A 21,730-nucleotide genomic window follows, 5' to 3' on the forward strand; every position below is an offset into this window, starting at 1 on the left:
CGCCGGGAGCCCGCTCCCGGCGCGACCTTCGTGAGCGGCGGGCTCAGCGGGTCGTGATCTCGCTGACGGACAGGTTGCCCCAGGTGTGGTTGGCGGCCTTGACGACCAGGCGCACCTGGGTGGTCGTGACCGGGGCGGGCAGCGGCACCGGGCGGCGTTCGACCGTGGCGGTGTTGCTCGCCCAGGTGATCGCCGCGCCGGCCGCCTGGGTGACCCAGGCCGAGCCGTTCCAGGTCTGGACGTCGAGGGAGGTGATGCCCTGGCCCTGGCCGAAGTGGGTGGCCAGCACGACCTCGCCGACCGTTCTGGGGTTGGGGAAGGTGAGGGTGATGGTGCCCGGATAGGTGACGCCGGAGGACGGGCTGGCCCAGGTCGTGTAGTCCCAGCCGTCGGTGAGGGCGGCGGGCGTGGTGCTCTGGCCGTTGCCGAAGGAAGTGGTCGCGGTGGCGGCCGGCTCCGACAGGCCCGCGCCCGCCGTCCGCTGGACGGCGCCGAGGTCGGGCATGCCCGAGGGCAGGGCCGTGCCGGAGACGTCACGGCCGCCGTCGGAGGCGATCTCCAGGCCCTGCCGCAGGACCGGGGACGACGCGGACGGGAGGTATCCGGACAGGTCGGACAGTGAGCCGGCGGTGCCGGGGGCGGTCAGCTGCGGGTTGCCGGACAGGGCGGCCTTATCGCCGCCGGGGACCGGGCCGGAGTGGTAGAGGTTGCGGTCGTACTGCACGACGCCGCTGTCGTTGTAGGGGAGGTTGGCGCCGTTGTGGATGACGTTGTTGCGCAGCCGGATGTTGCTCACCGAGCTGCTCCACACCTTGACCAGGCTGAACGACGCCCGGTCCGGGTGGTTCTGGATGAACGGCGTCAGCGGCACCCAGATGGTGTTGTTGTAGGCGTCGATGTTCCTGGTGTTGGTGGAGAAGGCGAAGACCTGGTTGGCGTCGTTCTGGCTGACGTTGTAGCGGATGGTCGCCTCGGCCGGTCCGGTGCCGGTCGAGACGGCGATGAAGAAGCCGCCCTCGTTGTCGTGGCTGAAGTTGTACTGGACCAGGCTGCGGTGGACGGAGGCGTCGGCGTCGAAGGCGTTGCCGTCGCTGGACAGGCCCCAGTACTTCGTCCCGGACACCTCGTTGAACTGGACCACGGTGTCGTCGGCCCCGGCCCACCAGATGCCGACGTTTCCGTGGTTCTGCGCGGTCCTGGCGACCCGGTTGCGCTCGATGAGTGCGCCCTGGACCTGCATGACGGTGATGCCGCCCGCCGAGATGTCGTGCACGTCGTTGCCGCGGACGACCACGCCCGTGCTGGGCGTCCAGGGCCGGTAGTCGGCGGCGGGGATGCCCATGAGGTCGCTCCACAGGGACGTCCAGCCTTCGCGCTGCATCCACTGCGACCAGGTGACGATCCCGTACGAGCGGGAGTCGGCGACCTCGTTGCCCTCGATGAGCAGGTCCTGGTAGTAGGTGGCGGTGTTCTTGCCCAGGGCGCTGACGATGATGCCGCCCGCGGACGGGTTGGAGGACTGCGAGCCGGAGGCGGCGCCCTGGATCGCGTGCACGTAGTTGCCTCGCACGGTGATCCGGGGGACGGCGCCGAGGTCGGTCGCGGTGACCGCGATGCCGATGCGCGGCGTGCTCCCCGATCCGGTGTTGGTCACCTCGAACCCGTCGAGGACGACGTCGTGCAGGTCGGCGAGCTTGACGGCCGCGTCCACGGCGCCGCCGCCCGCGATGGACGGCCGGGATCCGGCGCCGTAGGAGGTGAAGGTGACCGGGCTGCCGGCCGTGCCCGAGCCGCGCGGCGCGAGACGGCCGGTCCACTGGCCGCCGGCCTTGAAGCGGACGGTGTCGCCGGGCTGGAACGTCTGGGCGTTGACCTTGTCCAGGGTGCGCCAGGCGGTGGACGGGGAGCGCCCGTCGGCGGAGTCGTCGCCGACGGGGTCGACGTAGTAGGAGGTGGCGGCATAGGCGGGGGTGGGCGCGGCCACGAAGGTCAGGACCAGTGCGGCGCACGGTAAGAGAACTCGGAACACGGCAACTCCTTGGGAGATGACGGTCGGGCGCCCGAGTTACTAATTAATCAAGCTTTAATATCTTGCCTGAAGAGGGTCAGGTCAAGAGGGAGATCCACGTCGTAGAGAAGCTCGTCCACGTGGTTGAGCGCGTGCCGGACGGCGCCGAGCACGACGGCCTGGTCGGCGAGCGTGGAGATGGCCAGGGCGGGCGGTTCGAGGCAGAGCGGGTCCAGGTGCCGCCGCAGCGGCTCCATGAGCACGTCGCCGGAGCGCGAGACGCCGCCGCCCACCACCACGAGGTCGGGGTCCACGGTCAGGACGATGGCGGCGATGCCCTCGGCCAGGTCGTGCGCGTACTGCTCGACGGCCCACCGGGCGGCGGGGTCGCCCTCCCTGGCCGCGGCGAAGACCAGCCCGGCCACCTCCTCCGGCGCGGCCTCGGGGGCGAAGCGCGCCAGGTGGTCGGGGGCGCGGTGCCAGCCGACCAGGTGCAGCGCGCCGATCTCCCCTGCCATGCCGCGCCCGCCGCGGTGCAGCTCGCCGCGCACCAGCATGCCCGCGCCGGTGCGCACGCCGGACAGCACGAACACCACGTCGTCCACCTCGCGGGCCACCCCGGCCCACCGTTCGGCCAGGGCCGCGAGGTTGCAGTCGTTCTCCACCAGGATCCGGCAGGGGTAGTCGCGGCCCACCTCCGCCGCCAGGTCCAGGCCCGTCCACTCGGGCAGCCCCACGCACAGGCGGACCGTCCCGGACGGGCTCACCACGCCGGTGGTGCCCACCGCCACCGACAGCACCTGGTCCGCGGTGACGCCGGCCTCCCGCAGCGCGGCCGCCATCGTCGCGCGTACGGCCGCCAGCCGCTCGGCCCTGCCGTAATCGGCCTGGACGCGGGTGAAGCCGAGGCCGACGGCGTGGCCCTCCAGGTCGGTCACCTGCGCGCGGACGCTGGAGGAGCCGATGTCGACGCCGACGACGTAGCCGGTCGCGGCCCGGAACCGGTAGAGGCGGGCCGGCCTGCCCATCTGGCCGGCCTCGGGCGCGACCTCCTCCAGCCAGCCGTGCGTGTGCAGCTCCTCGACCAGGCCCTCCACGGTCGGTCTGGACAGCCCGGCACGACGGGCCAGGTCGGTGAGCGGGACGACGCCCGCCGCGCGGATCGCCCGCAGCGTCGCGATCATGTTGATCCGCCGCAAGCGATGTGCGTCGCTTCCCTGGAGCGCGACCTTCCGCATGGACCCCCCTTGACAGTGCTGCCTGGCGACCAATACAAACAGGGACTAATAAAAACAGCTTTAATTACTATGTGGCAAACCGGAAGGACATCGATGTCGGAACCCGACGTCACGCTCGCCGTCGCGGGCGCTGGGCTGCGGAGCACCCTGTACGCCCGCCGGGCCCTGGCGACCGGCCGCGCGAGGGTCGTGGCCGTCGCCGAACCTGATCCGCGCCGCCGCGCCGCCTTCGCCGCCGAGCACGGCATCGCGCCCGGCAACGTCTTCGCCGACTGGACCGACCTCCTGGCTGCGGGCAGGCTGGCCGACGCCATGATCATCGGCACCCAGGACCGCATGCACGTCGAGCCCGCGGTCGCCGCGGCCGACCTCGGCTACCACATCCTGCTGGAGAAGCCGATGGCCCCCACCGAGGAGGAGGCCGGGCGCATCACCGAGGCCGCCGAGCGCAAAGGGGTCATCCTGGCGGTCTGCCACGTCATGCGGTACACGCACTACACCCGCGCGCTCAAGTCGCTCGTCGACGAGGGCGCCGTCGGCCAGATCATGAACATCCAGCACCTGGAGCAGGTCGGCTGGTGGCACCAGGCGCACTCCTTCGTCCGCGGGAACTGGCGCAACGAGGCCGAGTCTGCTCCGCTGCTGCTGGCCAAGGCCTGCCACGACCTCGACTGGATGGCCTACATCAAGGGCAGTCTGCCGCAACGGGTGTCCTCCTTCGGCGATCTCGTCTATTTCCGCGAGGAGCAGGCCCCGGCCGGCGCCACGGCCAACTGCCTCGACTGCCCGGTGGAGGCCACCTGCCCGTACTCGGCCAAGCGGCTGTACCTGGGCTGCCTGGGCGATCCGGACAAGGAGTGGTGGCCGCTGTCGGCGGTCACCGCCGACCACACCGAGCAGGGCGTGCTGACCGCGCTGCGCGAGGGCCCCTACGGCCGGTGCGTGTTCGCCTGCGACAACGACGTGGTCGACAGCCAGGTGGTGAACCTGCAGTTCGCCGACGGCACCACCGCCTCGCTCACGGTCACCGCCTTCGCCGCCCTGGAGCACCGCAAGACCCGGATCTTCGGCACGCACGGCTCCATCGAGGGCGACGGCGTGCGCCTGCGCCTGCACGACTTCCTCACCGACGAGATCACGGTGATCGACACGCAGAGCGGCGACGGGGCCTCGATGGCCGGCGGCCACGGAGGCGGCGACGACGGCCTGATGGACGCCTTCCTCGACGCCGTGGCCGCCGGCGACCCGGCGATGATCCGTTCCAGCGGTCACGAGAGTTTGGCCACGCACCGCGTGGTGTGGGCGGCCGAACGCGCCCGCCTGTCCGGCACGGTGATCACTCTCGCCGAGCCCTCCCCCCTTGAAAGGTGACAACCATGACCAACGTCCTCTCCCGGACGGCCGCGCTGGTGGCGGTCGGCGCGCTGGCGTTCGGCGTGGCCGCGTGCGGCAACAAGAACAGCGGCGCCCCGGCTGCCGGGCAGACCGAGCAGAAGTCCCTCGTCTACCGCTCCTCCTGGGGTGAGCAGGAGCCGCAGGCCAAGATCTTCAAGGCGATTCTGGACGACTTCGCCAAGCAGAACAACGTCAAGGTGGACGCGAAGTTCGTCGGCCGCAAGGGCACCGAGAACCTGCCCACCGAGATGGCCGCCGGCCAGGGCCCCGACCTGTTCGACGTCGCGACCGACAACCTGCCCGGCTGGCGGGCCCAGAACCTGAACGCCCCGCTGGACGACCTGCTCACCAAGCAGGTGCCCGGCGAGGGCAAGACCGTCGGCGACGTGCTGCCCGACTCGGTCCGGCAGGCCGCCTCCGACGACAAGGGGATGGGCTTCCTCCCGCACACGGTGATCTCCACCGCCGTCTGGTACGACGCCGCCAAGCACCCCGACCTGGCCGCCACCCCGCCGCGCAGCTGGGAGGACCTGATCGCCTTCCTCGACAAGGAGAAGGCCGACGGCAGGACCGGCATCGGCCAGGACGGCACCATCCCGTTCTACAACGTCTACTGGTTCTACTCGGCCCTGGTCCGCGCCAACGGCGCCGGCAGCCTGCTGGCCCTGTCCAAGGACGCCGCGGCCTGGGACAAGCCCGAGGTGCTCGCCGCCGCCAAGCAGGTCGAGCAGCTCACCAAGGGCGGCTACTTCCAGAAGGACCACATGGCCACCAAGTACCCGGCCGCGCAGGACGACTGGGCGCAGGGCAACTCCAGCCTGAACATCAACGGCACCTGGCTGGCCAGCGAGGTCAAGACGAAGACCCCGGCCGGCGCCAAGATCCGCTCCTTCCAGCTCCCGGCGGGCGGCAAGAACTCCGTCGAGGTCGGCGCGCTCGGCTGGGGTGTCAACGTCAAGGGCAAGAACGTCGAGACGGCCAAGGAGTTCCTGGCCTTCGCGCTGCAGAGCAAGTACCTGGGCCGCATCTCCACCGAGGCGCTCAACATCCCCTCGCGTCCCGACATCCCGGCCCCCGACTTCCTGGCCGACGTCCAGAAGGCGATCTCCGAGGCGCCCGCGGTGCACAAGACCTACGACACCCTGGCCGCCGACAAGTCCTACTGGGTCGACCTGCTGCTGCCCCTGGACGACCAGCTCATGGCGGGCAAGATCGACGCCGCCGAGTTCGTCGCGCAGGGCAAGAAGAAGACCGCCGACTACCTCGCGAACAAGGGCTGACATGGCATACGGCTCCCTCGTTGCGGAGACGGCGCTCCCGTCGCGGGATCCGTACCGCGGCAAGGTCCTGCGGCCGGCGCGGGAACGGGCCTTCTGGCCCTTCCTGCTGCCCGCGCTCGCGCTCTACACGCTGCTGTTCGTGCTGCCCTCCTTCTACGGGGTGTGGGTCAGCCTCTACCGGTGGGCCGGGCCCGGCGCCGAGATGGAGTGGCGCGGCCTGCGCAACTACCAGGCGCTGCTGCGCAGCGACGCGTTCCTGCAGTCGTTCGCCAACACCTTCCTGCTGGCGGTCGCGGGCGGCGCCCTGGTCTTCGGGATCACGTTCCTGTCGATGATGGCGCTGCGCCACCTGAAGGGACGGGCCTTCATCCGGTCCGTCGTCTTCCTGCCGATGATCATCTCGGCGATCGCGGTCGGCGCCGCGGTCGGGTTCCTGCTCAACCCCGGCGGCGTGGTCAACCAGGTCCTGGGCTGGGCGGGCATCGACGGGCTGCCCTGGCTCGGCCCCGACCTGGTGTTCAGGTGCGTCATCGGCGGCCTGGTGTGGTCCTCCACCGGCTTCTACATCGCGCTGATGATGTCGGCCGTGGACGGCATCCCGCCCCACCTGTACGAGGACGCGGTGCTCGGCGGCGCGACCAAGTGGGAGCAGTTCCGCCACATCACCCTGCCGCTCACCTGGGACGTGTTCGCCGTCGCCGCCGTGTTGTGGGTGGTCAACAGCCTCAAGGTGTTCGAGATCGTGATCGCCTTCACCACCGGCGGCACGCCCGGCGCCCCGCCGCTGCAGGCCAGGACCGTGGCCGTGCAGCAGTACACGGTGATCACCGGGGGCGGCGTGCCCGAGCTGGGGTCCGGCGCCGCGATGGGCGTGGTGGTGACCCTGATCACCATCGTGCTCATCGTCCTGGTCCGCCGCATCACCCGCCGAGAGAGCGTGGAGCTGTCATGACGACCGTCCCCCCGGTGAGGCGTCCCCTGGCCCGGCTGGTGGGCGACCTCCTGCTGCCCCGCCTGACGGCCGTCGCCCTGTGGGCGTGGGTGGCCTTCAACCTGGCCCTGGTCGCCTGGGTCGGCCTGCAGTCGCTGAAGTCCTCGGGCGAGGTGTGGCTGCACCCGTTCGCGCTGCCGGCCTCCCCCGCCTGGGAGAACTACGACTCGGCCTGGCAGGCCGGCCAGTTCTCGGCCGCGGCGCTCAACAGCGTCGTCCTGACCGCGCTCGGCTCGTTCCTCATCGTCGCGATCGCGGCGCCCGCCGCCTACGCGCTGTCACGTTCGTCGCGGCGGATCGCCGGCCCGATCACCGGGTTCTTCGCCATGGGGCTGAGCATCCCGCTGCAGACCATGGCGATCCCGATCGTGGTGGCCAAGCTGTCGGTCTACACGTTCATGGAGGACTGGGTCACCGGCTGGTGGGACAACCGCATCACGCTGCTGGTGTTCGAGGTCGTCCTGTCGCTGCCGTTCGCGGTGTTCGTCCTGACCGGGTACTTCCGGTCGCTGCCCAAGGAGGTCGAGGAGGCCGCCGAACTGGACGGCGCCGGGCCGCTGACCTCGTTCGTGCGGGTCATCGCGCCGCTGGCCCGGCCCGGGCTGACGACCGTGCTCGTGCTCAACGTGATCGGCCTGTGGAACTCCACCCTGCTGGTCCTGATCATCACCCCGCTGCCCGAGGAACGCACGCTGCCGGCGGCCCTGCTCAACCTGTACTCGACCATGCAGTACAGCTCCGACTGGGGCGGCCTGTTCGCCGGGATCGTGATCCTCATCTATCCGATGGTCATCCTCTACATCTGGCTCGGCCGGCGCGTCGTCGAAGGCATGACCGCCGGGATCGGCAAATGACCTGGAAAGGACGCCCCCTCTTGCGCGTCATCGTCACCGCGCTGACCCTGTTCGCCGGACTCCTGGCCGCCACCCCGGCCCAGGCCGCGAACGGCACCACCTACTACGTCGACGCCTCGGCCGGGAACGACTCGGCCGACGGATCGAGCCCGGCCACCGCCTGGCGGAGCCTGGACAAGGCGAGCGAACTGACGCTCGGCCCCGGCGACCGGCTGCTGTTCAGGGCCGGGCAGCGCTGGACCGGCCGGCTCACGATCAGGGGCGCCGGCGCGCCCGGCCGCCCGGCGACCGTCGGCTCCTACGGCCAGGGCGCCAAGCCGCTGATCGAGGGCGGCGGGCTGGACGGCGCCGCGGTCACCATCAGCGACGTGCACGACTTCGTCGTGGACGGCCTCCAGGTGACCAACAGCGACGGCCGGCCCGTCTACCGCACCGGCGTCAACCTGTACGCCAGGGACGCCGGCAGGCTGGCCGACGTCACCCTGCGCAACCTCGACATCCACGACGTGGACGGCGCCGGCGGCCACAGCGTCGCCACCGCCGGACTGCTGGTCTCGATCAGGGGCAACAGCGTCCCGACCTTCTTCGACCGGCTGGTCATCGAGGACAACGAGATCTCGAAGATCGGCTCCTACGGGTTCATCATGTGGTCCACCTGGTCCCGCCGCAACGGCATGACCAGCCTCTACCCGGCCGAGACCGGCATCCCCGACAGCGAGGTGAACACCTGGACGCCGAGCACGGGCGTCGTCGTCCGCGGCAACCGCGTCCATGACGTGACCGGCGGCGGCATCACCCCGATGCACACCAAGGGCGCGCTCGTCGAGGGCAACAAGGTCGAGCGGGCGGTGACCGGCCGGACCAAGCCGACCGGTGGCAACGTCGGCATCTGGTGGCAGGGCAACGACGATCTCGTCGTCCAGCGCAACGAGGTCAGCGGCACCGGGTTCAACGGGCCGGGCTCCGACGGGCACGGCTTCGACGCCGACGCCGACAACAACCGCAGCCTCGTGCAGTACAACTACAGCCACCACAACGACGGCGGGTTCTTCATCGCCGTCTCCTTCGCCGGCGCGCCCACCCGCGACACCGTGGTCCGCTACAACGTCAGCGAGAGCGACGGCTACGAGGTGTTCGGGCTGTCGACCGCCACCCAGGGCACCGACCTGCACAACAACACCGTCTACGCCGACGGCCGGGTGGTCGAGGTCAAGCCGCCGCTGGCCGGGGCCGGCAAATATCCGCTGGGCAAGGTCGTGCGGATCTACAACGACGCCGCGGGCGTCAAGGTACGCGACAACGTCTTCCTCAACGCGGCCGGCGCCGGGTTCGACGGCAAGAACGGCGCGGTCTACGACCACAACCTCTACTGGGGCACGCCGCAACCGCCGACGGGGCCCGACCACCGGGCGATCGTGGCCGACCCGAAGCTGGCCTCGCCCGGCTCCGGCGGCCTGGCCGGCTACCGGCCGCTGGACGGCTCGCCGGTGTCCGACGCGGGCGTGAGCCTGCCCGCCGTCGCCGACCTGGCCGGCACGCCGGTCCCCGACGCGGCCCCCGATCTCGGCGCCTACCAGCGGGCCGTCCCGCTCCCCCGGGTGAGCAGCACGTTCACGCCCAAGGGCCACCTGGAGCGGCTGGCCGACCGCGACCCGGCCACGTTCTGGCAGAGCGGGCCCAAGCCGGCCTTCCCCGGCAACGTCGACCTGACCTACGCCCTGCCCCGAACCTTCAGCCGGGTCGAGGTGACCGGCGCGCCGGACCTCGCGTTCGACGTCCAGACCTCCGAGGACGGCCGTACCTGGCAGACCAGGGCGACCGGCGCGAAGCAGGCCGTCACGCTCCCCGCCGAGGTGACCACCCGCCGGGTTCGGCTGGTCGTCACGGGCGAGGGGCGCTTCCGGATCGGCGAGGTGCGGCTGAGCGTGCCCGCCGCCACCGAGCCGTACCTGCCGCCCGGCGGCGTCCCGGTGGCGACCTCGTCGTTCCCGTCGGCGTCCGCGCTGGAGAACCTGATCGACGGCGACCCCGGCACGCCGTGGGCCTCGGCCTCGACCGGGGTGACGTTGCCCGGCGACATCACCGTGGACTACCGCGCGCCGCGCGCCGTCTCCGAGGTCACCCTGCACACCGCCTGGGCCAAGGGGCAGGGCATCACCGACGTGTCGCTGCAGACCTGGGACGGCGGCTCCTGGGTCACCCAGGTCGACCACCACCTGATCGACTGGCCGTCCAGCAGCGCCACCGTCGAGACCAGCACGATGCGGCTGCCCGCGCCGGTGACCACCCAGAAGATCCGGCTGATCGTCCACAAGGCGAATCTCGAATGGGGCAACCTCGCCCTCTACGAGATCGTCACCCGCTGACCGGACCAGAAGAGAGAAGAAGGCATGACTCAGGTGCTGTCGGGAGCGATGCATTACTTCCGGGTCCTTCCGGAGCAGTGGCGGCAGCGCCTGGCCATGCTGCGGGCCATGGGCCTGGACACCGTCGAGACGTACGTCGCCTGGAACCTGCACGAACCCCGGCCCGGCCACTTCGACTCCACCGGCCGGGCCGACCTGGGCCGCTTCCTGGACCTGGCGGCCGAGCAGGGGCTGCGGGCGATCGTGCGGCCGGGGCCCTACATCTGCGCCGAATGGGACAACGGCGGCCTGCCCTGGTGGCTGCTCGCCGACCGGGACGCGCGGCTGCGCTGCCACGACGAGACCTTCCTCGGCCACGTCGGGCGCTTCTTCGACGAGGTGATCCCGATCGTCGCCGCCCGGCAGGTCACCCGCGGCGGCAACGTGTCCATGATCCAGGTCGAGAACGAGTACGGCTCCTACGGCTCCGACCGCCGCTACCTGGCCTGGCTGGCCGACGGGCTGCGGGAGCGGGGCCTGGACGTGCCCCTGTTCACCTCCGACGGCGCGATCGACCACATGCTGACCGGCGGCACCCTGCCGGGCGTGCGGGCGACGGTGAACTTCGGCTCCGACCCCGAGGGCTCCTTCGCCGAGCTGGCCCGCTTCCGGCCCGACGACCCGCCGGCGTGCATGGAGTTCTGGAACGGCTGGTTCGACCACTGGGGCGACACCCACACCTCCAGGGACGCCGCCGAGGTGGCCGGCATCCTGGAACGCATGCTCGCCGCGGGCGCGTCGGTCAACCTCTACATGGCGCACGGCGGCAGCAACTTCGGCACCTGGGCCGGCGCCAACCTGGGAGGCGACCTCCAGGACCGGGAGTACCAGCCGACCGTCACCTCCTACGACTACGACGCGCCGATCGACGAGCGCGGCGCGCCGACCGAGAAGTTCTGGGCCTTCAGGAAGGTGCTGGCCGCCCACTCCCGGGGCCCGGTGCCCGAGCCGGAGCCGCTGCCGCCGACCCTCCCGCCCGGCGCCGTCGAGCTGACGCAGTCGCTGCGGCTGTTCGACGCGCTCCCCCAGGACGTGGTCCGCTCGGCGCGGCCGCCGACGTTCGAGGAGCTCGGGCTGGCCCACGGGCTGGTGCTCTACCGGGCCACCGTCCACGGGCCGCGGCGGCCGTACGAGCTGCACGTGGACGGCCTGGCCGACCGGGCGCACCTGTTCGTGGACGGCGAGCCGGTGGCGGTGCTCGAACGGGACCGGCTGACCGGTGTGCCCGTCGCGGTGCCCGGACCGTCGGCGGTCGTCGAGCTGCTGGTCGAGTCGATGGGCCGGGTCAACTACGGGCCGCGGCTGGGCGACCGCAAGGGCATCGTCGGCGGCGTGCGGCACGAACGCCAGTACGTCCACGACTGGGAGGCGGTGCCGATCCCGCTGGACGACGTGTCGGGGCTGCCGTGGGGCCGTACGGGCGCGACGACCGGGCCGGTCTTCCACCGCGGCACGCTCACCGTGGCCGAGCCGCGCGACGCCTACCTCGCCCTGCCCGGCTGGACCAAGGGCTACGTCTGGATCAACGGGTTCTGCCTGGGCCGCTACTGGGACCGGGGACCCCAGCGCACCCTCTACCTGCCCTGGCCGCTGCTGCGCGAGGGCGCCAACGAGATCGTCGTCCTGGAGCTGGACGGCTGCCAGGAGCCGGTCGTGGAGATCCGGGAGGAGGCCGACCTTGGGTAACCCGCGTCCGGTCGTCGTCCCCCGCCTCCAGCACTGGGACGGCGGCACCGGTTCCCTCCCGCACGGCCGGCTGGCCAGGGTCGTGGGCGACGAGCCCGCCCTGCGCGAGCGGCTCGTCCGGGAGATCGGGCACGTCACCGGCCTGACCCTCGCCGCGGCCGGGGGCCCGGCGCGCGCCGGGGACGTCGTCCTGACCCTCGACCCCGCGCTGTCGTGCGAGGCGGGCGGCGACCGCTTCGCCGAGGAGGGCTACCTGCTCGACGTCACCGGCGAGCAGGTCCGGATCTCGGCGCCCACGCCCACCGGCCTGTTCTACGGCACGCGCAGCCTGCTGCAGATCCTGCGCACCACCGCCGAGCTGCCGGTGGGCGGCGCCGCCGACTGGCCCGACTACCCGGTGCGCGGTTTCGTGCTGGACGTGGGCCGCCGATTCTTCACCCCCGGCTTCATCCGCGAGCGGCTGGCCGTCATGGGCTGGTTCAAGCTCAACGAGCTGCAGCTGCACCTCAACGACAACGGTTTCCTGGACCCCGGCGGCACCTGGGACGACGTACAGGCGGGCTTTCGCCTGGTGCCCGGCGACCCCGCGCTGGCCGGGCTCGCCTCGGCCGACGGCGCCTACGACCGGGCGGACTGGGACTCCTTCGAGGACACGGCGGCGGCCAACGGCGTCACCGTCGTCCCCGAGATCGACGCGCCCGCCCACGCGCTGGCGCTCGTCCGGTTCCGTCCCTCGCTCGGGCTGGGCGACGACCACCTGGACCTGTCGAAGCCGGCGGCCACGCAGCTCGTCAAGGACCTGTTCACCGAGTTCGCCCCCTGGTTCCGCGGCCCCCACGCGCATTTCGGCGCCGACGAGTACCTGGCCGACGAGCCGCGCTACAAGGAGTTCTTCAACGCGATGGCGGCCCATCTGCGGGCGCTGGGCAAACGCCCGCGCGCCTGGGGCAGCCTGACGAGGATGGCGGGCGGCGTCCCCGACGGCTACGACCGGGACGTGGTGGTCAACTGCTGGGCCACCGTCTGGTACGGGCCGCACGAGGCCGGGCGGGACGGCCACTCCTTCATCAACACCAGCGACTCCCTGCTGTACGTCGTCCCGGCCGCCACCTACTACCACCCCGACGGCCTGGACGGCGAGCACCTGTACGAGCACTGGGCGCCGCACGTCTTCCCCGACGGCCAGAGCGTCGCCCCCGGCGATCCGCGGCTGCTCGGCGCCATGTCGGCGGTGTGGAACGACATCACCGCGGCGCCCTACACCGAGGACGACGTGCGCGACCTGATCGAGCCGACCTTCGCCGTCCTGGCCCAGAAGATGTGGAGCGGCGCGGGCGGCCTGCCGTACGACGCCTTCACCGAAGCCGTACGGCGGGCCGGCGGCCCGGTCCCCGGCTGAGGCCACCGGGCGGCTGACGGCGTGGTCGCCGCAGGAGTCGCGGATCGTCCGGCCGGCCGCTCGACCTCGCCTGGCCCTGCCCCTGGCGGGGGAGCCGGTTCCCCCTCGGGAGGGAGACCGCGGGCGGGCCGCCCGGCCTACCGTGGACGGCCATGAGATCAACCACTCGGCCGGCGCTGCTGGCCGCGGGCTGGGCCGCCGCGGCCGCGCTCGCGCTGGTCGCGCCCGGGAACCTGGTCATGCGGCTGGCGTTCGGCAAGCTCGACGACCCCTTGCTCGTCCGGCAGGCGCTGTTCGCCGCGCTGGGGGTGCTGGTGGCGCTGGCGACCGTCCGGTTCGGCACGCGTACCGCCGCGCGACCGCACGAACGCCGGGCCGACGGGACGGTCCGTCCCGCGCTCTGGGCCAGGGCGGCGACCTGGACGGCGGCCGGCCTGCCGGTGCTGGGCTTCTCGGTCCCGCACCTGCTGTGGGGGCTGGGCCTGCCGCTCGGCGTGGCGGAGGGCTCCCGCGCGGGGCTGGCGGAGCTGGGCGGCTCGGCGGTGTTCTGGGCGCTGCTCGTCGCCGGGCCGGTGGCCGGGGGCCTGCTCACGTTGGGGCTGATCGCCCGATGGGGGCAGATCTTCCCGCGGTGGGTGCCCGTCGCGGGTGGGCGGCGGGTGCCGCGCGGGCTCGCGGTGGTCCCGGCGGCGGCCGTCGGCCTGCTGGTCGGCCAGTACGGCGCGATGATGACGAGCTGCCTGACGTTCGGCGTCACCCGCGCGTGCGCGCCCGGCGGCGGCGCGGAGGTCCTCGACGGGAGCTGGGGGTTCGCCGGGACGTACCCGGTCTTCCTGCTCTGGGGGACGTCTCTGCTCGCCGCCGCCGCCGGTTACCTCCACACGACCGCGCGGGCGCCGCTCAGTGGGTCATGACGTGCTTGCGGCGCGGGGGCTTGCCGTAGCCGAGCACGCCCATCATGCCCTGCTCCTGGTGGTAGAGGTTGTGGCAGTGGAACATCCACTCGCCGGGGTTGTCGGCGTGCACGTCGATGCTGATCCGCTTGTACGGCATCACGTTCACGGTGTCCTTCCGCGGCCCGCCGCGCTCGGTCGCCCGGACCTGGAAGGTGTGGCCGTGCAGGTGCATCGGATGCCACATGTGCGTGTCGTTGTGCAGGACGATCCTGATCGTCTCGCCCCGCTCGACCCGCAGGCGCAGCGGGTCGTCGGCGAGGCGGCCGTTGAGCGGCCACTCGCTGCCGCCGTCGGCGCGCTGGCGCCAGCCGAGCGTGACGGTGACGGTCCTGGACGGCGGGCGCAGCTGGTGGGAGCGGCGCGCCTGGAGGTCGTCGTAGCTGAGCTGCTTCCGCTGGAGCTCCGGCACCTCGCCGTCCGGCGACGGCGTCCGCGCGACGGGCGTGGTCCGCACCACCGCGAACGCCCGCCCGCTCTTGCCCTCGGCCATCGCGATCAGCGGGAACGCCCCCGCGTCGAGCGTCACGACGAAGTCGTAGCGCTCCCCCATGCCGACCACGACCGTGTCCACGGTGACCGGTTTGCACGGGAAACCGTCGGTGTGGGTGATGGTCAGGCGGTGGCCGCCGAGCGCGACCCGGAAGGCCGTGTCGGCGGCCGCGTTGATCACCCGGAACCTGGCGCGGACGCGGGGACGGCTCAGGAAGACGGTCGGCTCGTCCGCGGTGCGGCCGTTGACCAGGTAGTACGGGTAGCGCACATGGCCGGACGTGCCGCCGAGGACGTGGCTGCTCAGGGTGTCGTCGTGCGGGGTGGTGCTCAAGGCGCTCAGCGTGTCGTCGGGAGTGCCCTTGACGCCGTCCTGCCAGTCGTCGAGGAGGACCGTGAACTCCTGGTCGTACCTCAGCGGCTCGTGCGGGTCCTCCACGATGAGCGGGCCGTACAGGCCGCGGTCGCTCTGCATGCCCACGTGGGAGTGGTAGAAGTACGTGCCGGGGTCGGGGACGGTGAACACGTAGTCGAACGTCCCGCCGGGCTTGGTCGGCCGCTGCGAGAAGCCGGGGGCGCCGTCCATCTCCGGGACGATCCGGATGCCGTGCCAGTGCACGGTGGTCGGCGCGGGCAGGTCGTTGACCAGCCTGGCCCGTACGGTGCCGCCGGCCGTGGCCCGGATGGTCGGGCCGGGCAGCACGCCGTCGTAAGCCCAGGTGGACACCTCCTGTCCGCCCAGCGACACGGTGGCGGGCGCGGCCCGCAGCACCCTCCTGGCGGGCGCCACGGCGGCGGTCCCTTCCGAAGCCGCGGCGGCGGCCGCCGGAACGGTGCCCAGGGCGGCGAACATGCCGCTGACGAACAGCCTGCGGGACACGGTCCCACGTGAATCAGTCACTACGGATCCCCCTCATCCACCTCGAAAAATAACGGAGAGTCACGACAAGAGGTGGACGCCACGCGCTGGCGGCCCGTGCAAGATCGTCGTACTGCCCCCCGGGGCCCTCGCGACGCCGCGCCCCCGGCATACTGGCCACCGGATCATCAGACGGGAGACGTCACGCACATGGACACGCCACCATCGCAGCCGGGGGCCGGGCGGGCCGACGGATCACCCGTCCGGATCGGCGCGCTCGTCCCGCTCACCCCGCCCGGCTGGGTCGAGGCGGGCCGTCACCTGCTCGCCGGGCTGGAGCTGGCCGTCCACGAGGTCAACGAGGCCGGCGGGATCGGCGGACGGCCGCTGGAGCTGGTGGTCCGGGACACCGCGGCCGACCCGCACAGGGCCGCGGCGGCCGTGGAGGAACTGGCCGGCCTGGGCGTGGCCGCGCTGGCCGGCGAGTACCACAGCGTGGTCGCCCGCGCCGCCGCCACCCGGGCCGACGCGCTCGGCCTGCCGTTCCTCTGCTCGTCGGCGGTTCTCGACGCGCTCACCGACCAGCCGACGGAGTGGGTCGCGCGCCTGGCCCCCGCGCAGTCGCGCGGCTGGCGGATCTACGCGGACTTCCTCCTCGGCGCGGGCCACGGCCGCGTCGCGGTGGCGACCCAGCCGAGCGTCTACTGGGCGTCGGGGACCGGCATCCTGCGCGACCGCCTCGCCGCCCGCGGCGGCACGGTCGTCGAGCTCGACATGACCGCGCTCACCCCCGCGGCCCTCTGCGACGAACTCGCCGGCAGCGGCGCGACGGCCCTGCTTCTCCTGGTCGGACAGCCCGAGCCGGCGGTGCCGATCGTCAGGGCCGTCCGCCGCGACCGGCGGCTGGCCGGGATGCTGATCGGCGCGCCGGCCGGGCAACCGGAGTTCGCCGGGTGGGCCGGCTCGCTGGGCGGCGACGGCGCCGGGATCCCGTTCCTGCGCTACCTGCCCGAGCGTCTGGGCCCCCTCGGCGTGCGGGTCGGGACGGCGCTTCGCGAGCGGCTGGCCGGGGAGCCGTCCTTCGTGGCCTTCGAGGGCTACGACACGGTCGCCGTCCTGGCCGAGGTGCTGCGGTCCCACGGCGTGGAGCGGGCGCGCGTCGCCGGGGCGTGGCCGGACGTCGCCGTCGAGGGCACGCGGGGGCCGATCCGGTTCTCCCGTGTGCCGGGCATCGGCGTCCGGCAGTGGGCCTGGCCGCCGATCCAGGTCGCCGACCGGGACCCGGCCGACCCCGGCCGCTTCCGTACCCTGCACACCGGCTGAATCCGCGGGTCCGGCGTTCGCCCGAGAGCTCAGGAGGCGTCGCGGAACACGTCCCGTCTCTCCGACAGCCGCTCGAAACCGGCCGACCGGTAGGTGGCGACGCCGCCGGTGTTGGAGCTCGGGCAGCCCACGATCACGCTGGAGGCCCCCGACTCCTGGAGCGCGCGGGCCGCGGCGACCGTGACGGCCCGGCCGTATCCGTGCCCGCGGTGCGCCCGGTGCACGCCCATCGGCTCGATCAGCCCCGGCCTGCCCTCGCCCGCCTGCCACACCGCCACGGCCGCCACCGCCGTGCCCCGCTCGTCGCGGACGAGCAGGCATCGCGCGCCCGCGTACGGCGCACCCGCCGCCATCGCGTGCCAGCGCTCCTCGGTGAAGGTCGAGCCGTCGAACGACGCCCGCAGCACCTCGGCCCACTCGTGCGCCTGCTCCGGCCCGGCCGCCTCGACATGGACGCCCGGATCCGGCACGGGGGCGCCGAGGTCGCGCCGGAGCAGCGTCCACGGCTCGCCGATCGCCCAGCCGTCCTTGAGCAACAGGTCCTGGACCAGCGCGCCCTCCGGGGCCTCGATGTACACCCGGCCCTCGGGCAGCACGCCGCGATCGGGCGCCGACACGTCCCCGGCCATCCGCCGGGCCAGCTCCTCGTCCCGTGACGCGTGCGGGGCGAACGCCAGCCGCAGCAGGTCCGCGCCGTCCAGCAGCCCGACCGCCACGACCTTCCCTGCGCGGCTCCAGGTGCGGGTGGCCGCCGCCGTCCGGTCCGCGCCGAACCGCCAGAACCACCCCAGGTCGCCCGGATGCAGCTGCATGGGCTCCGCGTCGTGCTGCCACTCCCCCAGCGTCCGCGCCACGTCACCGAGGCCGTCGATCCCGGGCCGGCCCATCTCGATCGTCATCCCCCGATCACACACCACCCCGCCGGTCCGCCGCATCCGAATTTCCGCCGCCCGGGCGGCGGGGCGCGAGCGGCGGTGACGCGTCAGGCGACGTCGGGGTGGATGCGGAAGCGGTCCCAGACCCGGTGCAGGGCGAGCAGGGCCAGCACGTCGCGCAGCACCCCCTCGCCGTCCTGCCCGGTGACGACGCCCGGCGCCTGCGCGTGGACGCCCGCCGCCTGCAGCGCCTGCTCGGCCGTGCCCCAGCCGCCCAGCGCCTTGGCGTGCCGGTACGCCTCGCCGACCAGGAGCAGCACGCGCGGGTCCACCGGGGTCCCGCCGTCGCCGGCCTTGGCGTCGCGGGCTCCGTACGCGTCGTCGCCCGGCGCCGGCGCCCCGGCCAGCAGCACCGCGTCGAACTCGACGGAACGGGCCGTGGCGAAGGTGCGCTGGACGGCCAGCGTGCCGCCCAGCATGCCGCCCTTGGGCGCGATGACGAGCGGGGTCATGCCGCCGTCGAGCACGGCCTGGCGGACGGCGTCCACCACGCCCAGGTCGCTGGTCTCGTCCGCCACGATGCCGATGACCCGGCCGTCCAGCGGCCACTGGCGGCCGACCTGCGACAGCGCCGGGCTCGGCGGCGGGTCGGCGAGCGCCACGGTGGGCTCGGGCGCGGGCAGTCCGAGGCCGTCGGCGACCTGCCGGCACAGGACCGGGTCGATGTTGGCCAGCACCCGCAGCTGGCGCTCCTTGACCGCCTGCTCGTAACACTTGCCCAGCTCGAAGGTGTAGGCGCTGATGAGGTGCTCGCGCTCGATCGGCGACAGGCTCAGCCAGAACAGCCGCGGCTGGCTGTAGTGGTCGGAGAACGTCGCGGGCGCCTCGCGCACCTTGCGTCCGGCCACCTCCAGCGGCACCTCGACGAAGGCGCCCTGCCCGGCCCCGGCCTGGAACGGGCAGCCGCCGTCCAGGGAGTTGGGCCGGTACGGCGCCACCCCCCGGTGGACCGCCGTCTGGTGGAACCCGTCGCGCAGCATGTCGTTGACCGGCGCGTGCGGCCGGTTGATGGGGATCTGCGCGAAGTTGGGCCCGCCCAGCCGGGTGATCTGCGTGTCGAGGTAGGAGAACAGCCGCGCCGCCAGCAGCGGGTCGTCGGTGATGTCGACGCCCGGCACGAGGTGCCCGACGTGGAAGGCGACCTGCTCGGTCTCGGCGAAGAAGTTCGACGGGTTGGCGTTGAGCGTCATCAGGCCGACCGGGTGGACGGGGGCCAGCTCCTCGGGCACGATCTTGGTCGGGTCCAGCAGGTCGATGCCCTCGAACATCTGCTCCGGCGTGTCCGGGAAGACCTGGATGCCCAGCTCCCACTGCGGGTGCGCGCCGGCCTCGATCGCGTCGGCGAGGTCGCGCCGGTGGAAGTCGGGATCGACGCCGCCCGCGATCTGGGCCTCCTCCCAGGTCAGGGAGTGCACGCCGAGCTTGGGCTTCCAGTGGAACTTGGCCAGCGTCGTCTCCCCCGCCGCGTTGACCAGGCGGAAGGTGTGCACGCCGAAGCCTTCCATCATCCGGAACGAGCGCGGGATGCCCCGGTCGGACATGTTCCACATCGTGTGGAAGGTGGCCTCGGTGTGCAGGGAGACGAAGTCCCAGAACGTGTCGTGCGCGCTCTGCGCCTGCGGGATCTCCCGGTCCGGGTGCGGCTTGCCGGCGTGGATGACGTCGGGGAACTTGATGCCGTCCTGGATGAAGAAGACCGGGATGTTGTTGCCGACCAGGTCGAACACGCCCTCGGCGGTGTAGAACTTGGTGGCGAAGCCGCGGGTGTCGCGTACGGTGTCGGCCGAGCCGCGCGAGCCGAGCACGGTGGAGAAGCGTACGAAGACGTCGGTCCTGGCGTCCTCGGCGAGGAAGGCCGCCTTGGTGATGTTCGAGGCGGTGCCGTACGCCTGGAAGACACCGTGGGCGGCGGCGCCGCGGGCGTGCACCACCCGCTCGGGGATGCGCTCGTGGTCGAAGTGCATGACCTTCTCGCGCAGGTGGTGGTCCTGCAGCAGCACCGGGCCGCGCGGCCCCGCCTTCAGCGAGTGGTCGGTGTCGCGCAGCCGCACCCCCTGGGCGGTGGTCAGGTACTCGCCGCCCTGCGCCACCTGGTCCGGCGACGCGCCGGTGGGCTGCCCGGTGGGCGAGACGGTGTCGGGCCCGCGCTGGTCGGGCTTGGGCGGCAGCGGGCCACGTGGTTCGGTCGGCTCCTCAAGCGTGGGCGGCACGCTGCCGGGCACCCCCGGGATCTCGGCCGGCTTCGGGACGTCACGGTCGGTGACGGCGTCGACGACCTTGTCCACGGCGGACCTGAAAGGGTGCGAGTCGTTCATGCTTGATTCCTTAGAAAGGGCCACGACAAATTGACCTGGTGTGGCGCCTCCCTACCCATGCTCGGACGTATCACGCGAATAACCGCACTTCAGGACGATTCAGGACTGCCGTTCCCGGGGCCCTCGAAGGGCAGCGGCAGGCGCAGGCCGACCTGTGCGTAGATCTCCAGCTGGTCGTAGTAGAGGCGCTGGCTGGAGACGAGCCCGTCGCGCAGGTCCCAGAACCAGCAGGCCCGTACGGTGATCTGGCGGCCGGTGGCGGCGAGCACCTCTCCCCCGACCGTCAGGTACGGGCCGGTGTGCGTCCCGGTGGCCGTCAGCTCGGTGGCGATCGTGTCCCCCATGGCGACGGTGTCCCACAGGGTGAAGCGCAGGTCGGGGAAGCCGTCCCAGATCTGGGTGAAGTAGGAGGCGATCTCCTCGGGATTGCCCGCCTCCATCTCGGGGCTCACCACGACCGCGTCCGGCGCGTAACACCGCAGCACCGCCTCGACGTCGTGGACGTTGGCGGCGCCGAGCAGCCGGTCCACGATGTCATTCGTCGCCGGCGGCACCTCTTCCATGACAGGGACCGTACCCATGGCGAGCCAGCGCACGGCCAAACGGTCGTCAGCGGCGGCTCATGGATGGGTGGCCGCTCGCACGGCCGCGGGCGGCCGGAGGGCGCCCAGTTCGCTGAGAAGGTCGCGGATGAGCGCGGAGCCGGTCAGCTCGCGGGTGGTCACGTAGCCCACCCGGCGGCTCGGGGCGCCCTCGCCGAGTTCGGCCATGGCGACCCTGGCCGGGGCGTCCACCGTGGACAGCCGGGGCACGATCGCGGCGCCGAGCCCGTGGCCGACCATCGACATGACGACCCCGTCGTCCTCGACCGTGATGTCGCCGGGCGGGATCCACTCCTGCGCGGCCAGCCAGCGCCGGGTCTCGCCGGAGCAGTTCTCGTGCCAGTCGATCATGGGAAGCGACCGCGGGTCCGGATGCCCCAGCGGGTGGGCCAGCACGTACGGCTCCTCGTACAGCTCCTCGCAGACCAGGCCGTCCACGTACACCGGCAGGGAGACGACGCCCACGTCGGCCCGGCCGTCGGCAACCTCGCCCGCGATGCCCCGGCCCAGGTCCGGCACGATGCGCACGTCGACGGTGACCTTGGGGTGCCGTTGCCCGAAGCGGACCAGCACGCGCGGCAGCAGGTGGAAGGCGGCGCTGCGGAAGGCGGCCAGCCGGATCGTCCCGGTGGCCTCGCCGAGGCCGGCGGTGCGCGTGTCGGCCCGCATGACCTCCATGAGCCGCAGGATGTGCCGCGCGTGCCCGACCGCGGCCTCCCCCGCCGCGGTGGCCCGGGCGCCGGCCCGTCCCCGCTGGAACAGGACGGCTCCCATCTTCCGTTCGGCGGCGCGCAGGGCGTGCGAGACCGCCGACTGGGTCAGCCCCAGCCGTACGCCGGCCGCCGACACACTGCCTTCGCCGTCGACGGCGACCAGGACGCGGAGCTCCGCCGCGGTGAGATCGTCCACGGCACGGCAACGTATGAAGGGTCTTCATGCATTCCGCGTCAACCAGAAACGGCACCTCCTGGCTGGGCTTTCGCGATCCCCCTAGC

Annotated in this window: 16 protein-coding genes; 9 read left to right on the plus strand and 7 right to left on the minus strand. The window is 72.5% G+C overall.

Features of this window, described 5'->3' with window-relative positions; all coding sequences use genetic code 11:
• Positions 1 to 43: 43 nt before the first annotated feature.
• Together ACWCSU_RS49415 and ACWCSU_RS49420 are read right to left on the minus strand one after the other, a co-directional pair.
• Positions 44 to 2,029: a right-handed parallel beta-helix repeat-containing protein gene (locus ACWCSU_RS49415; protein WP_449943847.1), complete on the minus strand. Its 1,986-nt coding sequence runs from the start codon at positions 2,027 to 2,029 to the stop codon at positions 44 to 46.
• A gap of 47 nt (positions 2,030 to 2,076) precedes the next feature.
• Complete coding sequence (locus tag ACWCSU_RS49420; RefSeq protein WP_357708517.1) at positions 2,077 to 3,246, minus strand: ROK family transcriptional regulator; 1,170 nt, start codon at positions 3,244 to 3,246, stop codon at positions 2,077 to 2,079.
• Positions 3,247 to 3,339: 93 nt separating this feature from the next.
• Between ACWCSU_RS49420 and ACWCSU_RS49425 the strand changes: the two genes are divergently transcribed.
• From ACWCSU_RS49425 to ACWCSU_RS49460, 8 genes are all read left to right on the plus strand, one after another.
• Positions 3,340 to 4,617: a Gfo/Idh/MocA family protein gene (locus ACWCSU_RS49425; protein WP_449943849.1), complete on the plus strand. Its 1,278-nt coding sequence runs from the start codon at positions 3,340 to 3,342 to the stop codon at positions 4,615 to 4,617.
• A gap of 5 nt (positions 4,618 to 4,622) precedes the next feature.
• Positions 4,623 to 5,921, plus strand: a complete 1,299-nt coding sequence (locus ACWCSU_RS49430; RefSeq protein WP_449943852.1) for an ABC transporter substrate-binding protein — start codon at positions 4,623 to 4,625, stop codon at positions 5,919 to 5,921.
• A gap of 1 nt (position 5,922) precedes the next feature.
• Positions 5,923 to 6,873: a carbohydrate ABC transporter permease gene (locus tag ACWCSU_RS49435; RefSeq protein ID WP_357708524.1), complete on the plus strand. Its 951-nt coding sequence runs from the start codon at positions 5,923 to 5,925 to the stop codon at positions 6,871 to 6,873.
• Positions 6,870 to 7,766 (plus strand): carbohydrate ABC transporter permease, encoded by an 897-nt coding sequence (locus ACWCSU_RS49440; protein WP_364103922.1) that lies wholly within the window; start codon positions 6,870 to 6,872, stop codon positions 7,764 to 7,766. The genes ACWCSU_RS49435 and ACWCSU_RS49440 overlap by 4 nt, the downstream gene beginning before the upstream one ends.
• Positions 7,767 to 7,786: 20 nt before the next feature.
• A complete protein-coding gene (locus ACWCSU_RS49445; RefSeq protein ID WP_449943856.1) occupies positions 7,787 to 10,132 on the plus strand; it encodes a discoidin domain-containing protein in 2,346 nt (781 codons plus the stop codon).
• A gap of 24 nt (positions 10,133 to 10,156) precedes the next feature.
• A complete protein-coding gene (locus tag ACWCSU_RS49450; protein ID WP_449943858.1) occupies positions 10,157 to 11,857 on the plus strand; it encodes a glycoside hydrolase family 35 protein in 1,701 nt (566 codons plus the stop codon).
• Positions 11,850 to 13,256 carry a beta-N-acetylhexosaminidase gene (locus ACWCSU_RS49455; RefSeq protein ID WP_449943861.1) on the plus strand — a complete coding sequence of 469 codons (1,407 nt, stop codon included), beginning with the start codon at positions 11,850 to 11,852 and terminating at the stop codon, positions 13,254 to 13,256. The genes ACWCSU_RS49450 and ACWCSU_RS49455 overlap by 8 nt, the downstream gene beginning before the upstream one ends.
• Positions 13,257 to 13,408: 152 nt before the next feature.
• Entirely contained in the window at positions 13,409 to 14,170 is a 762-nt protein-coding gene (locus ACWCSU_RS49460) for a hypothetical protein (protein WP_449943864.1), read from the plus strand.
• On the opposite strand, the gene ACWCSU_RS49465 is transcribed toward ACWCSU_RS49460, so the two are convergent.
• Positions 14,157 to 15,602 (minus strand): multicopper oxidase family protein, encoded by a 1,446-nt coding sequence (locus tag ACWCSU_RS49465; protein WP_357708536.1) that lies wholly within the window; start codon positions 15,600 to 15,602, stop codon positions 14,157 to 14,159. The genes ACWCSU_RS49460 and ACWCSU_RS49465 overlap by 14 nt on opposite strands.
• Before the next feature lie 168 nt (positions 15,603 to 15,770).
• Between ACWCSU_RS49465 and ACWCSU_RS49470 the strand changes: the two genes are divergently transcribed.
• Positions 15,771 to 16,883, plus strand: coding sequence for an ABC transporter substrate-binding protein (locus tag ACWCSU_RS49470; protein ID WP_449943867.1), 1,113 nt, complete (start codon positions 15,771 to 15,773; stop codon positions 16,881 to 16,883).
• Between the two features lie 29 nt (positions 16,884 to 16,912).
• Here the strand turns inward: ACWCSU_RS49470 and ACWCSU_RS49475 are convergent, their stop codons facing one another.
• From ACWCSU_RS49475 to ACWCSU_RS49490, 4 genes are all read right to left on the minus strand, one after another.
• A complete protein-coding gene (locus tag ACWCSU_RS49475) occupies positions 16,913 to 17,782 on the minus strand; it encodes a GNAT family N-acetyltransferase (RefSeq protein WP_449943870.1) in 870 nt (289 codons plus the stop codon).
• Positions 17,783 to 17,865: 83 nt separating this feature from the next.
• Positions 17,866 to 20,133, minus strand: a complete 2,268-nt coding sequence (locus ACWCSU_RS49480) for a catalase (protein ID WP_449943873.1) — start codon at positions 20,131 to 20,133, stop codon at positions 17,866 to 17,868.
• A gap of 89 nt (positions 20,134 to 20,222) precedes the next feature.
• Positions 20,223 to 20,696 (minus strand): ester cyclase, encoded by a 474-nt coding sequence (locus tag ACWCSU_RS49485; RefSeq protein WP_449943875.1) that lies wholly within the window; start codon positions 20,694 to 20,696, stop codon positions 20,223 to 20,225.
• Positions 20,697 to 20,753: 57 nt separating this feature from the next.
• The gene (locus tag ACWCSU_RS49490; protein ID WP_449943878.1) at positions 20,754 to 21,644 is read right to left on the minus strand and encodes a LysR family transcriptional regulator; all 891 of its coding nucleotides are present in this window, start codon (positions 21,642 to 21,644) and stop codon (positions 20,754 to 20,756) included.
• Positions 21,645 to 21,730: the final 86 nt, after the last annotated feature.

This window comes from Nonomuraea sp. NPDC001699 (assembly GCF_053596455.1).

What these genes read in the sequence shown, in the direction of transcription:
- ACWCSU_RS49420 (WP_357708517.1), bottom strand. Translation starts at nt 3,246, where the DNA reads ATGCGGAAGGTCGCGCTCCAGGGAAGCGACGCACATCGCTTGCGGCGG.
- ACWCSU_RS49425 (WP_449943849.1), top strand. Translation starts at nt 3,340, where the DNA reads ATGTCGGAACCCGACGTCACGCTCGCCGTCGCGGGCGCTGGGCTGCGG.
- ACWCSU_RS49430 (WP_449943852.1), top strand. Translation starts at nt 4,623, where the DNA reads ATGACCAACGTCCTCTCCCGGACGGCCGCGCTGGTGGCGGTCGGCGCG.
- ACWCSU_RS49435 (WP_357708524.1), top strand. Translation starts at nt 5,923, where the DNA reads ATGGCATACGGCTCCCTCGTTGCGGAGACGGCGCTCCCGTCGCGGGAT.
- ACWCSU_RS49440 (WP_364103922.1), top strand. Translation starts at nt 6,870, where the DNA reads ATGACGACCGTCCCCCCGGTGAGGCGTCCCCTGGCCCGGCTGGTGGGC.
- ACWCSU_RS49450 (WP_449943858.1), top strand. Translation starts at nt 10,157, where the DNA reads ATGACTCAGGTGCTGTCGGGAGCGATGCATTACTTCCGGGTCCTTCCG.
- ACWCSU_RS49460 (WP_449943864.1), top strand. Translation starts at nt 13,409, where the DNA reads ATGAGATCAACCACTCGGCCGGCGCTGCTGGCCGCGGGCTGGGCCGCC.
- ACWCSU_RS49470 (WP_449943867.1), top strand. Translation starts at nt 15,771, where the DNA reads ATGGACACGCCACCATCGCAGCCGGGGGCCGGGCGGGCCGACGGATCA.
- ACWCSU_RS49475 (WP_449943870.1), bottom strand. Translation starts at nt 17,782, where the DNA reads ATGACGATCGAGATGGGCCGGCCCGGGATCGACGGCCTCGGTGACGTG.
- ACWCSU_RS49480 (WP_449943873.1), bottom strand. Translation starts at nt 20,133, where the DNA reads ATGAACGACTCGCACCCTTTCAGGTCCGCCGTGGACAAGGTCGTCGAC.
- ACWCSU_RS49485 (WP_449943875.1), bottom strand. Translation starts at nt 20,696, where the DNA reads ATGGAAGAGGTGCCGCCGGCGACGAATGACATCGTGGACCGGCTGCTC.